Here is a 16914-nt window from a genome sequence, read left to right as displayed (position 1 = left end):
GCATATTATCGCCACGAATGCACGAATTTTTTTATTTCCCACATATCGCACAGATTTTCGTGGATGAGGCTGTTTCTGTTGGTTTTCGCAAAGGCGCAAAGATATTTTTAATGCCTGATGTTTTTAAGGCGCAAGGATTTTTATCAAAGATAAAATTGAGCGCTGCATATTATCGCCACGAATGCACTAATTTTTTTATTTCCCACATATCGCACAGATTTTCACTGATGATATCGTTGATTTTCTTTGTTTAACCTTTGCGGCCCTTTATAAGTGGAACGGTTTGGTGAGACTTAAAACGGGAGTTGTCAAAAAACTTCGGGTGGCTTCATGTTCAATATGTAAAGTACAAGGAAAAGAATCTATATCATTTGCAAAACTGCGAGAGCAAAAAATTTTCATCTTATAGTATCTAAACTTTTTTGCCTACTCCCCCAACTTTTGTACTTGATCCGAATTTCTTACAAAAAATACGCGGCTGGATACAGAACCACGTACATCAGTCATTCGTCCCATCCTTATTTTCACCATTCATATCAGCCAACTTATTCAAAAAATTACCGATCATTTTTTTCAAAAAATATAAGATCTTTCCAATTTTCCAAAGGTTATTCAATATGATGTAAAATAGAAATTCATACACGATTTGTTTAGAATGCTATTCATTTACTCTCATAGAAAATAAGAATAATCATCCACTCCGGTATTTTACGAATTAAAAAAAATAAATTACATTTACGTTAAAACACAAACATGCTTGTAAAAATTTACGGAAGCGCAATCCATGGAGTTTCAGCACAGACCATTACCATCGAGGTAAATGTTGATACAAAAGGTGTAGGCTATCATCTTGTTGGCCTTCCTGACAATGCCATTAAAGAAAGCAGCTACAGGATTTCTGCCGCCTTAAAAAATGTAGGTTATAAAATCCCCGGAAAGAAAATTACCATTAACATGGCTCCTGCTGATCTTAGAAAAGAAGGGGCAGCCTACGATCTCAGTATTGCCCTTGGAATTCTTATCGCTTCCGATCAGATTAAAACGGAAAAAGTCCATGACTACATCATCATGGGTGAGCTCTCTCTGGATGGGAGCCTGCAGCCTATAAAAGGGGTTCTTCCCATTGCCATCCAGGCTAAAGAAGAAGGATTTAAGGGCATTATACTGCCTGTCCAGAACACCCGTGAGGCCGCCATTGTCACTAACTTTGATGTATACGCTGCAGAAAATATAAAACAGGTTATTGAATTCTTTAATGAAGATAAACCGCTGGAGAAAGTGATTATTGATGCCCAGAAAGAATTTCGGGACAAAATCAATGATTTTCCTTTTGACTTTTCGGAAGTTAAGGGGCAGGAAACCGCAAAACGTGCCATGGAAGTAGCCGCAGCAGGCGGACATAATATTATCCTGATAGGACCTCCTGGAAGTGGCAAAACCATGCTGGCAAAAAGGGTTCCCAGTATATTACCGCCTTTAACACTTAAAGAGGCACTGGAGACCACCAAAATTCACTCCGTAGCCGGAAAAATGGGAGCAAATACATCCCTAATGACAACAAGACCCTTCAGAAATCCCCATCATACAATTTCGGATGTCGCGTTGGTAGGTGGAGGCAGCTATCCCCAACCCGGTGAAATTTCTCTCGCACACAACGGCGTATTATTTCTGGACGAAATGCCGGAGTTCAAAAGAACAGTTCTTGAGGTGATGCGGCAGCCGCTTGAGGATCGGGAGGTCACCATCTCAAGAGCCCGGTTTTCGGTTAACTATCCCTCCAGCTTTATGCTTGTTGCTTCCATGAATCCAAGTCCCAGCGGCTATTTTCCGGATGATCCCAATAATACTTCATCCGGCTTTGAGATGCAAAGATATATGAATAAACTTTCCGGCCCTTTACTGGATCGGATCGATATTCATATTGAGGTGCAGAAGGTAGAATTTGAACAGTTATCAACAAGAAGAAAAGGTGAAAAAAGCGAAGATATCCGACAGCGTGTTTTACAGGCTCGTGAAATTCAGCAAGAAAGATATGAAGACCTGAAAATAAGTTATAACGCTCAGATGGGTTCAAGAGAAATTGAAAAATACTGTGCGCTGGATCAGGCTTCCTTTGACCTCATCAAGGTGGCTATGGAAAAGCTGAATCTTTCCGCAAGAGCCTACGACAGGATTTTAAAGGTTGCCAGAACTATTGCGGACCTGGAAAATTCTGAAACTGTAAAATCCGACCACATTTCTGAAGCTATACAATATCGGAGTTTAGACCGGGAGTTCTGGAATGTATAATATAATCCATGATTAGTTAAAGCAAAGCAGCATTCAATGATCAGTTTTTTATCCGGTTTGCTTATAATATCTGTTCATTTCCGTTTCTCGCTCCCGGGTACTGGAATATATATTCATGAGCGCTATTGGCAGAATAGCAGAGTGTAAAAGTTTTATTAAAATATTATTTTATACGTCAAGTTTTGTCGTATACAGGATCGATTTTTGTCTATTAAAACAATATCAGTGAATACTACCGGTTCAAATCAGCCTATTCAGATCCTCAGTAAAAAATTTGCAGCGCATGAGAGTTTTGTAATCAATATTGTGGAATTTGATTTCAAGAATACCCTTAAATCCTTATCCATTAAAAGCAGTACAGGTTTGATGGCTGATTTTTTATGGCAACGAAATGAAAGTTACGAATCCAAAGGATACTTTAAAGAAATAAAAAATGATCTTGGAGCTACTATTGCTCATCATAAAGGCGTTTTGGCTATAACCAACGGAGGGATTCAGCAGGATCTTGAAATAAATCTGAATAACGTAACTGTATTTAAGTGAATAAAAATGAACGCTGAGCCTTTTTACAGCATTTCAATACTTTTTAATCATTTAAAAATTACACCAAAATCCTTATTCCAAGATTATACCTTTTTATCTTTGAAATTTCCATTAATTTATTTAACCCTTTCAGGGGTATAACATCATGGAATACTTATACATCGGGTTTCACCCGACGCTACTGATATTGGGTTTTTAAGGTAAATTCAAAAAGAAAACAGTATTATACCAGATAGATCTTTGATTTGTAAACGCAGTCTTAAAAAATAAAAAACCGTGAAAGAAAACTTTCACGGTTTCTGAAAATAGATCAATAAAGACTATTTTTTATTTTTTGCTTTTAAGTGATCAGGCTTAGCAGCACGTGTTTTTGTATCAGCCGGAGTGTTCTCATCTCTTACTAATTTCAGTTCGTCGATGATTCTTCTTGCTCCCGCATATTTGTCGATCGTCCAAAGAACGAAACGAATATCTACGTTGATTGTTTTTTGCCATTCTGGTTCGAAAACGATATCCCCACTTAATGCTTCGCTATTTCCGTCGAATGCAATACCGATAAGGTTTCCGTCTCCATCGATAACGGGAGAACCAGAGTTACCTCCCGTAATATCGTTGTTTGAAAGGAAGTTTACCGGCATATATCCTTTAGCATCAGCATACTGACCGAAGTCGCTCATGTTGTAAAGGTCGATCACTCTTTGTGGAAGATCAAATTCTTCGTCGCCTTTCTTGTATTTTCCAACAAGACCAGCCATATCTGTATAATAGTTATCAGTAACTCCGAAGTAATTTCTATCGTTTCTGATAGGTAATTTATCAACAGTTCCGTACGTTAATCTCATGGTAGAGTTAGCATCTGGATAGAATTTTTTCTCAGGCATAGCTTTCATTAAACCAGCTAAGAAAAGACGACTGTTTTTAGCAAAATTATCGTCGATTTTTACAAATCTTTCGTTAGATCCTTTTTGATCGGCAACAATTCCGTTAGCGATTTTTAAAAGCGGATCAGCATCTAATTTTAAACGGTCTGGGTTTAAAATAAAGTTAGTAACCGAAGTTTTATTAGCGAAAATAGATGAGTAAGCTACGTTTGAAAGATTTTTTGAATCTAATCCCATAATGGTAGCAGAACCCACATCTTTGCTTACTTTTGATTGATAAAGACCAACCATAGAATTCATCATTTCACCTTCAAGATTTGTATTGATGTTTTCGTAAGCAGCTTTTACAGCAGCATCCACTTTTGGTTTCATTGCCAGTCTTCCAGCCATATCTTGTTCAGCATAAGCCTTAAGAACAGATCCTACTTGTAATGCTAAAGAGAAATATTTAGAATTTCTCATCAATTGAGAATAGTAATTTCTTTCAACATTTCTGTCAGAAGATTGCTTGTAGTATGTTGCAATATCATCTAAAACCATCTCATATTGAGAAACGTTTTCCGGTTGTACAGCCCAAGTTCTGAATTTCTCTTCAAGTTGCTGCTTGTCGGTAATTGTTCCGTTTTTAATAACAGCATCAATAGTTCCCTGTCTGTTTTTCCAGTAGTTGGCTACTGAAGCATACTGAGAAGCATAATTAAGTTGAGTTCCTTTGTCTTTATCCATATACTTCTTCATAACATCCATTGCTAATTTAGAAGCCTGAACCCAAGCCGGATAATCTTTACCTACCATTTGTTGAATTCCGTAAGAAGTCAAATAACGATTTGTTCTTCCTGGATAACCCATGATCATAGAAAAATCACCAGGCTTAATTCCTTTCAAAGAAACCGGTAAGAAATGCTTAGGTTTCAATGGTTTGTTGCTTGGTGAAAATTCAGCAGGATTTCCTGCAGCATCGGCATACACTCTGAAAACCGTGAAGTCTGCCGTATGTCTTGGCCACTCCCAGTTATCAGTATCTCCTCCGAATTTACCCAATGATGAAGGTGGAGCCCCTACTAATCTGATATCTTTATAATCCTGGTAAACGAAATAATAGAATTCATTTCCGTTGAAGAAATCTCTTACTACTACTGTATATTTTCCGTTTTCTGAGTTTTCTGTCTGGATTGCTTTCGATTCAGCCTCAATTACAGCTTTTCTTTCGTCAGCAGACATATTGTTGTTTAGTTTAGAATTGATTCTCTGCGTAGCATCATCCATTCTTACTAAAAATCTTACATAAAGATCTTTTGCGTTGAATTCATCTTTTTGCTTCATTGCCCAAAAACCATTCTTCAAATAGTCTTTCTCCGGAGTAGAAGCCGCCGCAACAGCACCGTAACCACAGTGGTGATTGGTAAAGATCAATCCTTGGTCAGATACGATCTCTCCCGTACAGAAACCACCGAAACTTACGATAGCATCCTTCATACTGGAATTGTTTACGGAATAAATTTCCTCAGGCGTCAGGTGCAAACCTTCTTTTTGCATGTCGACACCGTTAAGTCTTTTGATGAGCATTAACAGCCACATCCCCTCATCCGCCCTCATCTGAGCGAAGCCCAATAGAAAAGTGAATAGTAGAAATAGTCTTTTCATTTTATAAAAAATTTTTGTGTCGCTAATTTACTAATTTTTACGATATTCTGTTTTCAAGTGGTACAAAAATGGAATACTGAGACTTATGAAAAAACTGCTTTTATCAATTTTTACGATTTTAGTTTTACAGATGTTGCTAAACTGCTCTTCTCTGATGCCCGAAAACTCAATAAACACGGCAAAAAACCCTCATCTTCAACGAGAATGGATGATGATTGCTTTTGAAAATTTTACTAAAGCTGATTTAATTAAGATGAATGCTAAAATAAATTTAACCGGATCCGCAAAAGATGGAAAAATTCATGGAAACGCATTTGTTGGCTGCAACAATATATTTTTTACTTCTGAATTTAAAAACAATGGTAAAGTGAAGATTTCAGGAATAGGTTCTACAGAGAAAGCTTGTCAAGATATGAAACTGGAAAATGATTTTTCAAAAACATTTAAAAACATCACAAATTTTAAAGTGGAAGGTCATTTTTTAACATTAACGGATCCTCAGGGAAATTCAATGAAATTTATTGCTGCTGATTGGGATTAATATTTAACGTGAATTCGATGAAAAAAACATGAGTTAAAGAGCTGGAAGATAGAAGTTGGAAGCTGGATTTTTCTTGTCAACAGAACGAAAAAGTAGCCCTTTAAGACCCAACAGATGAGGGTTGGTGAATTGTGAATCGTGAATTTCTTCGAGTCAATGGTCAATCTTAGCCGTGCGTAAATTCACTTGTAAAGCAAAATTCACTATTCATTAAATTTAACAAACTGAAAACAAGGGAAATACCATCGAGTTCACGTTAAATACATATTGACAAAGTATTTATTCACGCAGATTTAACAGATAAAGCAGATTTATTTTTCATCATCTGCCAAATCGGAGAAATCTGCGAGAGAAAAAATAAGCGATAAATCCGTTTCAAACCGTATTTTATGAATATGAAAGTATCTTGTGACCTATAAAAATAAATACCGGAAAACCTCGAAGAAATCTGAAGTTTTCCTTTTTTATAATAGTTTTAAATGTTATGTTTCGATCTTTAAACAATTTTTCCCTTAACAACAAATTGATATCATAAAAATCAAAATTATAGGTCTTATAATAAAGACATGGCTCAAAAAAAGGTTGAAAATAACATCGGATATTAAATTCCCATTCTGCTTCGGGACTTATTTTACGGAAGTCTTCACCCATAAAATATTGAATGGGAATAATAAATTTAATCTTATCTTCTATGGAAAGTGTTTTCACAAATTTTTCCGCATCGGCATAGAATGTATCCGGCTTATATACAAAATTGAGTTCATTTAATATCCTCAACATATTCTCTTTTATAAATCCTTCTTTATTCATCAATGCTTTATACCTGTAATAAGGAGTATTATTATCTGTGAATAAAGGGAAACTATTATTGGAAAACATTTTCTCATATACTTCTTTAGACGCCAAAATACTTAGATCTCCTTCCATCGGTTCTAGTAGATATAAATTATCTTCAACTAGAGTTGCTGTTGCAAGATTATACTCTGACTGACGCTCTATTATCTGTAGAGCTTCCAAAGGATATTTATTAAAAGCTTACTCTTTATTGATTGTTATGTATTTCTGACTCATCACAATATTAAATTTTAAAATTAAAGCAAAAGCAGGATTTACCCACTTTTGCTGTATGGAATTAATTTAGATCAGTCACCTTTAACATTCCCAAAGTCCCACCATAATTCTTTATCCTTTAATAATTTTTTTTGAATTTTTTTGTAGATACTTCTAAATGTTAAATTCTTATCACGTAAAAGTTTATCCTCTAACAATAAATTTAAATCATAGAAGGAAAATTGTCGTTTCTCATAATAAAGACCTGCTTCACAAAATGGATGAAAATAATTAAGAGTATAAAATTGCCACTCTGCATTCGGACAAATTTTGTGTAGGTTTTCACCGATAAAATATAACATGGGAATAAAAAACTTTATTTTATCATTTCGAGAAAGCTTCTTATTAAATTTTTCTGCATCCATATACAACGTTTCTTCATCATAGACAAAATTAAGTTCATTTAAGATCTTCAACATATTTTCCTTTGTGAAATTTTCCCTATTGATTAATTCCTTACATCCATAGTAAGGAGTATCATTTTCAGGGAGTAAAGGAAATTTATTATGGTCAAAATCAGAAATACTGAGTATCAAAGAATGTTCAGCTGCCGGAAAATTTTGCAGAACAAGTAAACTACGATCATCAATAAAGTAAGCAAGACTTTCATTATATGGGGACATCTTATAAAATTTTAAATCCCTTAAATTATATTTTGCTTGCTCTTCATCTTTTGTTAAAACCTTAAAATTGTCTTGTGCCATTATGCTATTTGTTTTTAGAATTAAAAAAAGAAATACTATTAATATATTTTTCATAATAAATTATTTAAGAAAGGTTGCACTTGTTGTTCCGAACCACCCTTGAGAAAACCTGATCTGCATCGCTCCTGATATTATCCTGTATTGGCTGGTCATGTGAACAATACTAATGGCGCTTTTACCGAAGCTGGCTCCTAATGAATAAATACCTGAAGAAATTACAGTGTCGGAAGTTGTCCCTATCAAAAACTGTCCTCCATAGCTATTAACCCCATTATTAGTATGCATTGAGGTAATCATGGCTGATAATTGCCCCTGATTGGAGCTGGTATATAAAGTACCATCCATTGCCTTTACTTCAGCATACAGTACACTTGGGAACTTTTGCGTATTTATTCCTGTAGGAATAGGAATTCTAATATTAAAAGGACCTAATTTAAAATTATCCTTTCTGTATTCTATCTCATCCCGCACCAAATCGTAGACTCCATCAGGAATTGTATTTCTCGGTCTGTTCTTATACATTCCTCCAATTCTATTATTATTATTCGTATAATTAAATGAAGCCAAATCTGTAGTCATAATAGCATTAAAAGCACTTTCAAACATCAGACCCGCTTTTCGTTGAAGAGAACCAGATGAACATTCTGGGCAGAAATTACTTTGAATATAATTAAGTAAAATATTTTTTGTCAAACCTTCCCAACCCCCATTAGTATATTTATACATGGGTCTGTGAAAATCCTAAGAACACCACAGACAAGGACATTAGCGAAAATAATTTTTTCCTCATTATTACTAGATTTCAATTTGTTTTTCCACAACAATTTAAACTAAATAACAAATTAAAACCACAAATAAATGCTTTTTATTTAATATTTTGAATTTTTAAAAGCGGAAATTATTGATCAATTTAAAATTTATAGAAAAAAAACACGAAACACATTTTTTTTTCGTAGAAAAAGGTCTAAAAAAAATAGCATAAATAGAAATTTACCCCTAAAATTTCAAAAAATCGTCATTTTAGAAATTTTAGCTTCACCAAATAACGTAGGAAGGATATCATTTTTCAATATTTTAATATCAATTCGATGTCAAAACCCGATTAAGCAATTTCAAAAAAGAAAGGTCGGAGAGTTTTCTCCGACATTTTATACCATTTTATCTTTGAAATTTCCTTTAAATTACTTAACCCTTTCAGGGTTATAACATCATGGAATACGTATACATCGGGTTTCACCCGACGCTACTGATATTTAACCCCTGCGGGGTTTATAAGGTAAATCAAATGATCTATACAATACACTCTTTTAAATTGAATACCGGCGGGGATTTAAACATCGCATTAAAGAAATTTTTATAAAGAAAAGTCAACTTATCTCCTTCCAATGTAAAACCTTTAAAATAAGCATTGGTATGAATCATACTTGTTTCAAAATCTCGGAGGGCATACCATTCTTGATCCGAATCTCTCACCAAAGCCAATTGCGCTCTTTGCGTTGACAGATCAATCACCACTGAATAATTCTCCTTATTATATTTTACCTTTTTTTTGAATGGCGAACTTGTTATTCGCCATTCTTGAGTTTTAAGATCTTCTAAAGATGCAATTACTTCTGATTTATCAGTTAAGAAATAATCGTCTGAAAGATTATTAAAAAGAACCTTCCATTTTTCGATTAAAAAATCTTTTTTTTCCTGTTCTGAAAGGTTATTCCAATCAATATGTTTTGTGGAGACATCGAGACTAACTATCCCATCTCTTACTTTCTTTTCATAATGCAGGTCTTTAAAAAGTTCAATATTATCGACCTCAATATTATTAGAAAACATCAATATATACTTTTGAATCTTTTTTTCTCTATTGATTTTATCCTGAATAACGGAGATTAGTAGCTTCTCAAGCAGAGTACGGTAATTAGCTATTCCAGAATAATTTTCAACTGAACCTGTATATATTGTAAACCAAATATTTCTCATTCAACATCATTTTATTAGTTCTCTCAAATCAAAAACTTCAGGTTCCAAAAAGAAGGTTTTATTCTCAAATGATAAAATATCTCCATCAAGCTTGAAATTTTTGAAATTAGCATCTGTCATTATTCTCCAGACTTCTTCATATTCTTTAAGAACAAAACATTTTTCATCAGAATCTCTTACCAAAGCAAGCTTTGCTCTTTCCACCGAAATATCCATGACAACACTGTAAGCTTCTCTGTTGTACTTTAGTCTTTTCTTGAATAAGAGACTGGTTTGCTTCCAATCTTCTTTTCTCAGTTTTTCTAATGAATCGATGATCTCAGATTTATCTACTACAAAATAATCATCTGATAAATTTGCGAATAGAACTTTCCATTTTTCAATCAGAAAATCTTTCCTTTCTTGATCTGTATAGCTATTCCAATTTATTCCTTTTGATGTTGCATTAAAATTGATAATACCTCCATTTAGCCTTTCCTTATTAAAATAATTAGAGCGGAAGCTATCTATTAAATCTTCATCCATTTCTGGAATAAGACAAAACATAATTTTTTGAGCTTTTTTATTTCTATTAATTTTATTCTGGATAGCTGGAATCATAAGAATTTCAAGCAATGTCCTATAATTACCCAATCTAATATATTTATCATTGTGCTTAGGTAATACATACATGGTAAACCAAATATTTTTCATTTATTTTTATTTAATGTTTCTTATTAAATCTTATAATAGCATCAGGATATGGATATTTTTGAGCATATGGCTTAATACCAGCATTTTCAGTATATGCCCACACATAATACTTTTCATAAATGAATGCTGTATTCCTATCAACAGGTCCTTTTAAGAATTTCCAACTATGGGGACCAAATGCTGCATAGTCTCTATTCAGTCCTGGAATTTGACTTTGCGGTCGATTTATTGGATCATCTTGTTTTGTAACTCCAAATTTCGCCATTTCGTCTTTTCCTGCAATTCCATACACATAATATCTTTGTGGTGGAGCATCATTTTTAATAGATAATAATGCTCCTATAGAAAGTGCTCGGGTAAGTACGGTTGCAAAAGTTCCCCAAGTCATAGAAGAAGAGACAGCTCCTGTCGCAACAGTACCGGCTCCTATTCCTTCTAACGCTACTCCGGATAATAAAACCTTTGCTGTGGCTGCTGTTATAAGCCCACCACTTAACAATATGTTAATCTCCGATCTAGTAAAAGGATGTGGTCCATCATTTCCGTAATCCCTTGTATCGGCATTATAATCCGGAGAAATGATATACCGATATCCTGCACTTGTAGCATCGGTAGAGGTTTGGGTATTTCCGGAGAGATTAAAAGAGTAGCTTAATCCGGAGAATCCTATAAAGGCACTTTTAAAGACATTCTGTCCATTGGCAATCCCGTTGAAGATACTTCCTGCGGCTCCAACAATGGAGTTTTGGATAAATTTGGTTCCGGCAACAGAGATATTCTGTATGCCCGCCCCAATGGCTCCACCCGCAAAACCTCCTCCAACAACAGCAGACCATGAATTCTTCCAGTCCCAGGTGAAAGGGTTCATATTTCCGCCATTCGCCTGTACTCCCGATATATAGCTTCCTGCGACAAACCCGATGATAAAGCCCAAATATTCACCGCTGGGATCGTTATACAGCAAAGGGTTGTTCAGCACATACCCGTACTTATTATAATTCTGGGTATTGGCGGGATCCTGTATATGCTCATCAGCGCTTAAAAATCTTCTCAGAAGCGGATCATACAATCTGCCATTCATGTGAATTATCCCCACACCCAGGAAATGCTCATGGCTGGTGTATCCTCGGTCTATGATTAAAACAGCATTGGCAATGGTATTTTTATCGGTCACCACAGGACCTCCTGCCAGCTGAAGATGCGTAAAACTGCCCCAGGCATCATAATGTCTCTGCTCCAGCTTATTCCCGGCTTCATCACTTATGGCAAGGATGCTTCCGAGATAATCTTTATGGAGAAACCGATAAGATCCACTGCTTTCTGTTTCTTTTTTCAAATATACAATATTGGCATCATACGGGTTCCCTCCAATATATAAAATATGCTTTTCGAGATTGGTATTCTGATCTCTTACAATCTGAAAGCTGCCATCCTCATTATAGAAATGAGTAAAAGTACCTCTCCAGTGATTGTTGGGATCCCAAATCTCATCATCATGCCGTGGTGCTTTGAAAGCCGAAATAGGCTCCCCTCCGTAGCTTACTTTCTTAGTGATATCTACACGTTGCCTCATATTGCCCAACCCATACTGAAAAGCGACCTGATTTTTTTCACCGAAGATATGCACAGGATCATTATTCTCATTGTACATCACCGTCTGGATGAGATCACCATTATAGTTTTGAGTTCCTGCAGCATTCAGGGTCATTCCTGTAGGTTGGTAGATCTTTGCCGAATTTTCGAACCTGATGTTTCCTACCTGATCGTTTGCCGTAATCCTGCCTTTGACATCGTAGGTATTTCTGTTGGCAGAAGGTTTTGTCCCGGTCACCGGATCTGTCCAGTTGATCAAACGGTTGTTCTCATCATAATCGAAGGCTTCTACAATATTGAAATCTCCTCCTGTAGTTCTGCTCTTGAGTTCATTTTTCAAGGCATCAAAAGAATAGGATATCTGAAGAATGGATGGTTTTACCTGCGATGAATGGTTAATGCCTGCCAAAAACCCGGTATTCTGATGATAGGAATTTGTGATCGTGGTACTCCCCAGTTTTGAAGTAAGCACTTCTCCTTTCGCTGTTGCAGTTTGGAGCTCCCACAGCACGTTCCCCGATATCTTATCTTTTATCTGGTAAAGGTCGCCACTCCACGGGCTGTACACATTCTCAATCTGAACCTTGGTGACCATCCCCGAAGACTGCAGTTCTTTTTCGTAGGAAACAATCCTTCCTTTACTGTCATAGATAATATCTTTTTGAGAATATTTTTTCCCAAAACTATTTTCTACCATCGATAGCAGTCTTCCCGCAGAATCGTAAGAAAAACTGTTCGAAAATGATTCTCCATTTGCCGTTCCGGATTTTGCAGTGAGCATTTTTTTCTGATTGTAAGTAAAATGAATGGTCTTATTGGTGGCTTGCCCTCCATCTACTGTTGATCGCTCTTCCTGTAAAATAATTTGCCCGATGTTGTTATAGGTATATTTTTTCCTTCCTTTCGGGCTTATGGTTGTTGTTGCCTGTCCCAAACCGTCATATTCATATTTGTATATTCCGTTTGAGGGATCATTAAACTCCTTCTTTCTTCCCCAGGAGTCGTATAATGTCGTCACTATATTTTCTGCATATTTTGCCTGAATCTGCTCTCCTGCTGCATTGTATGAGAATTGAACCGTTCCGCCATGATCCGAAGTGGAAATGATATTTCCGAGGGCATCCGCTGTTTTAGACGTCGTTCTTCCATATCCATTCATCTCTTTAACGATGGTAGTAGAGCCCGAAACAGAGGTTTGGGTTTGTTTTCCATTAAATGCAGTGACGGTTACTTTTGACGGAAATACTGAATCGTCATAAGCAATCTCGTTCCATTGTCTGGAAGTTTGCCCTTCAAAATACGGCTCCGATTCTTTAATTTTTCTGAAAAGGTCGTCATACTGTATTTCTTTAGCGCTAAATTTTCCCTGTCCGAAGGCTTTGGTTTTTGTTTTGTATTCATCTCCCCAGACATTGGTGTACACCTGCGATATGTTACCGTCGGGGGTCGTACTGGTAACCACGGCATTATCTCCGTCTTTTGTATAAGTGTAGGACGTTTCGCCTTCTAAGCTATGATGGGAGGATATTAATTTACCCCAGCCGTTATAGGTATTGGTGAGTACATTTCCCAAAGGATCGATTTTTTTTATGACCTGTCCCCAATCATTATACCCCAAAACAGTTTCCAACCCCAATTGATCCGTCTGTTTTATAACAAATCTTCCATTGGAATCATACTGTGAGGTTATCGTGCGGACTTGGGAATCGATACTGTTGCCGAGTACTTTCTGTCTCATATTTCCAAAACCATCGTAATGATAGGTCTCAAGGAGATAGTCGGTATTTTTACGACTCCAGGTCTTGAGGGTTTTAAGCAGATTGTTTTCATAGGTATATTCTTCTTTGGCAGATTGGGTATCTCCGTACGCCTGAACGGTTTGCGTTTTGGATATGGGACGTCCTATATAATAGGCGGTTCCCGTACCAGAAGGATTATTGCTGTATAGATAATTAGATGTCGTTACAGCATAAGAGTTATTGATCCTGGAAACCGTTTGTGACGGAAGATAAAACTCGCCATACGTTGTGGAAGCCTCTGCGATATTGCCTGTTAAGAAATCTTTTCCTCTATTCGTTTTAGGAAGAACAGCGGTCACGATCTTCGCTTTATCGGTTGTGGGAATAGTTGTTACAACCTGACCATTCAGGAGCTTGTCTATTTGATAGGTAGTTGCCTTAAAACTTAATAGCTGAGTATTATTTTCAGAAATATCTGTCGGGAAAATTTTATCTTTATCCTTGGTTCTTATAGACCATTCTTTTACAGGCACTCCTTCTTTCAGAGGATCTGTTTCAATACCGGACCATACCGGAATATGGGGCAATCCGTAAGCGATAAAATACCATGAAGAGCTTGCCTGTTGTTGAAATCCAACCATTCTCTTATTGTGCAGGTTGATGATAAGCCCACGATAGCAGAAATGTTTTGCTCTGCCAGTACTACGAGAATTGTCACCCCGATGAGTTTGGTATATTGCCGATACCATCTGTGAATTTGTATTCTCCAATTCCATCAAAGGATACTGCTGTTTTTTTATGGGCTTATAAGCTCGCGCATATAGTATTGCATCAGATTTATACTCGACCCTTGTTTCGATATTACCTTGTTTAATCCCCATAATTGGCGATTCTCTAAGATTGGAAGGGTAATAAAGTTCAAAAATTCTTCCTAAACTTTTCTGTGAAGAGGGAGGAGTATAAATATGGAAATCATTTTGGCTTAATCCCACAATGTCTCTAAAAATAAATGGGGCATTATAATTGGATATAAACGGGGTATTGGAGCTGAATTTAATCTTATCATTAGCATACCCCTCATTCTGGCTCACTCTAATTGTATAGGTCGAAGTTGCAGAACCTGAAGATGTAATATTATAGCTGGAACTGAAATTGACAATATCCGACTTTCCATCCCTGTTAATATCCAATACTTTAGCAACTGAATAGTAGCCATTTTTTTGTGTTACAGAGCTCTCCGTGGCATTAAAACCCGTAAAATATGGTAATTTAACAAAAGTTTTCCCTGTATTTAAATTGATGATATAATGATCCTTAACATTTGTCCGAACAAAAAGATCAGCAAGCCCATCTCCATTAAAATCACCGATTTGAGTCTCTGAAGAAACTCCCGAAAAATCGGCAGAAAAAACCTGTACCAAACCTAAATTCCCTTGTGCATTTTTTCGAAGATTAAAAGCACTGAAGCTGTTGAGAGGTACAGTTTCTCCATTTATCAGAGTACTAGAGTTTAAACCAATAGATTTTCCGATATCAGAAATTCCATCCCCGTTAAAATCACCAAAAAAGACCTTATCACTATTATCAAAAATAAATTCAAAGTGAGGAAAAGCATGATCCTGCTGTTTAAGAACTATATATTTATACTCATTATAATTACCTCTTTGGCATTCTTCCTCAGTAGGGATGTGATTTTCCGAGAAAGGAGTACATCTCCTGGTTTCGGTATTATTATGTTTTTCGATCAGAACCTCCGGCACTCCATCCCCATCTATATCATACGAAATGATTTTTCGGATAATTGTTGTTTTGTCATAGGAGTAGTTGGAATCCTGCCCGTAATTATCTTCACTTTCATCCCATTGATTACGGGGGATCACTTTTGTTGCTACAACGTAAAGTGAATTAACATTAGCCGGTTTTGTAAAATCAATAAGATAATAGGTAATCGTGAGATTTCTCGTTGTATTATCTACCGAATAAGCAACAATTCCCTGCTTGCTATCAACAATACCATTAGCATCTTTAATAGTAATGGCAGCGGCATTTCTAAAAATATCATGCGGTCCCACATAGCGCTCCCCTTCGGTACTTTGCAGATAATAATGATACTGTCCATTGGCTGTTTGTCGTTTTATAATAAAATCCGTTCTATGCATTCCACGAAAATCTCCGGATAAAAAGAGCTCATGTATGTGTTCTGAAGCACCGACATTACCATTATTTGGCCTATTTTCTTGTCTGATAAATTCAATCGGATTTGCGGGTTGATCTTCCGCATTGTATTCCTGTATCTTATCTACAAATTGATATTTCGTATCTTCAGTTTTATAGATAATCGCATATTTTCTATACTGTGAGTTTTTAGTTTTTACAACGATATTACTTAACAGCCTATCCTGAACAAATGATACCCCATTCAAATACGATTGTTCTATGACTCCACGGTTCACTCCCACATTATAATTAAACAAGATCTCATTAAAATGCGGTTTCCCTAAAGTTTCATTTCCTCCCCATTTAATAGAAGAAATTACAGCCACATTTTTTCCTGTGGGTTGTGCATAAGTATAAGTGATATAGTTGCCCTGCACATCTTTCGATTTCACAATGTTATATTCCAATGGTGTTCGGGCATTACTATTCCCCGAACTTATGGCTCCGTACCAGGCCTGTGTACCATCTGCAAAGGTTACTTCCCAATATTCGGGTCCTTTCCATTGCTGTCCTGCGACTGCACCCACAGATTTTATTTTTGTATTGGAAAAATTCTCCGTCACATATTCTGCCCCTTCTTTTCCGTATTCTCCTGATTTCAGAATCAGCCTCTGCCCGTTGAAATCATAAAAATCAGAATAATCTAATTCAATCACCTTCATTTCACCATCTTTTTCAATATTTTTTCCGACTCTTGAAATAGCATGGATCCCGGCTATATTCCAGCCATATCCTGCAATTCCATTAGAAGCTCCACTGGTATAAACGAGATCCACTTTTGGAGCAATGTTTTTTATTCCGGGTGGCAGAGCAATAGGTAGATTAAATACAAGCTGGCCTGCTGTATTTACATCCACATTGCCTCTTGTATCGTAAAATTTTGGGGGTTCTATTGTCTGTGCTATGCCTGCAATAGAAATGCAGCACAGGATAAGAGACCCTAAGAATCTCTTTATTTTGTGATAAAAATTCATGTTGGTGTT

At 36.2% G+C, this 16914-nt stretch carries 10 protein-coding genes; 3 read left to right on the top strand and 7 right to left on the bottom strand.

Annotation, left to right across the window (positions count from 1 at the left end):
- Window positions 1–753 precede the first annotated feature (753 nt).
- The gene (locus VUJ46_RS15945) at window positions 754–2289 is read left to right on the top strand and encodes a YifB family Mg chelatase-like AAA ATPase (protein WP_326981712.1); all 1536 of its coding nucleotides are present in this window, start codon (window positions 754–756) and stop codon (window positions 2287–2289) included.
- Window positions 2290–2514: 225 nt separating this feature from the next.
- Window positions 2515–2832: a hypothetical protein gene (locus VUJ46_RS15940; RefSeq protein ID WP_326981711.1), complete on the top strand. Its 318-nt coding sequence runs from the start codon at window positions 2515–2517 to the stop codon at window positions 2830–2832.
- A gap of 320 nt (window positions 2833–3152) precedes the next feature.
- Here the strand turns inward: VUJ46_RS15940 and VUJ46_RS15935 are convergent, their stop codons facing one another.
- Window positions 3153–5357 carry a S46 family peptidase gene (locus VUJ46_RS15935; RefSeq protein WP_326981710.1) on the bottom strand — a complete coding sequence of 735 codons (2205 nt, stop codon included), beginning with the start codon at window positions 5355–5357 and terminating at the stop codon, window positions 3153–3155.
- A gap of 85 nt (window positions 5358–5442) precedes the next feature.
- Here VUJ46_RS15935 and VUJ46_RS15930 point away from each other — a divergent pair, with 85 nt between their 5' ends.
- Entirely contained in the window at window positions 5443–5898 is a 456-nt protein-coding gene (locus tag VUJ46_RS15930; RefSeq protein WP_326981709.1) for an META domain-containing protein, read from the top strand.
- A 387-nt stretch (window positions 5899–6285) separates the two neighbouring features.
- Here VUJ46_RS15930 and VUJ46_RS15925 read toward each other — a convergent pair whose 3' ends face one another.
- The 6 genes from VUJ46_RS15925 to VUJ46_RS15900 form a co-directional block, all read right to left on the bottom strand.
- Entirely contained in the window at window positions 6286–6915 is a 630-nt protein-coding gene (locus tag VUJ46_RS15925) for a hypothetical protein (RefSeq protein WP_326981708.1), read from the bottom strand.
- Between the two features lie 125 nt (window positions 6916–7040).
- Window positions 7041–7766: a hypothetical protein gene (locus VUJ46_RS15920; RefSeq protein ID WP_326981707.1), complete on the bottom strand. Its 726-nt coding sequence runs from the start codon at window positions 7764–7766 to the stop codon at window positions 7041–7043.
- A gap of 6 nt (window positions 7767–7772) precedes the next feature.
- A complete protein-coding gene (locus tag VUJ46_RS15915; RefSeq protein ID WP_326981706.1) occupies window positions 7773–8318 on the bottom strand; it encodes a hypothetical protein in 546 nt (181 codons plus the stop codon).
- Between the two features lie 684 nt (window positions 8319–9002).
- Window positions 9003–9689, bottom strand: a complete 687-nt coding sequence (locus tag VUJ46_RS15910; protein ID WP_326981705.1) for a hypothetical protein — start codon at window positions 9687–9689, stop codon at window positions 9003–9005.
- Between the two features lie 6 nt (window positions 9690–9695).
- Complete coding sequence (locus VUJ46_RS15905; RefSeq protein ID WP_326981704.1) at window positions 9696–10382, bottom strand: hypothetical protein; 687 nt, start codon at window positions 10380–10382, stop codon at window positions 9696–9698.
- Between the two features lie 10 nt (window positions 10383–10392).
- A complete protein-coding gene (locus tag VUJ46_RS15900) occupies window positions 10393–16905 on the bottom strand; it encodes an RHS repeat-associated core domain-containing protein (protein WP_326981703.1) in 6513 nt (2170 codons plus the stop codon).
- Window positions 16906–16914 lie beyond the last annotated feature (9 nt).

Origin of the sequence: Chryseobacterium sp. MYb264 (genome assembly GCF_035974275.1) — a bacterium.
Taxonomy (GTDB): Bacteria; Bacteroidota; Bacteroidia; order Flavobacteriales; family Weeksellaceae; genus Chryseobacterium.
The sequence above is the reverse complement of the archived record's forward strand: the minus strand, read 5'-3'. Positions and strand labels throughout refer to the sequence as shown.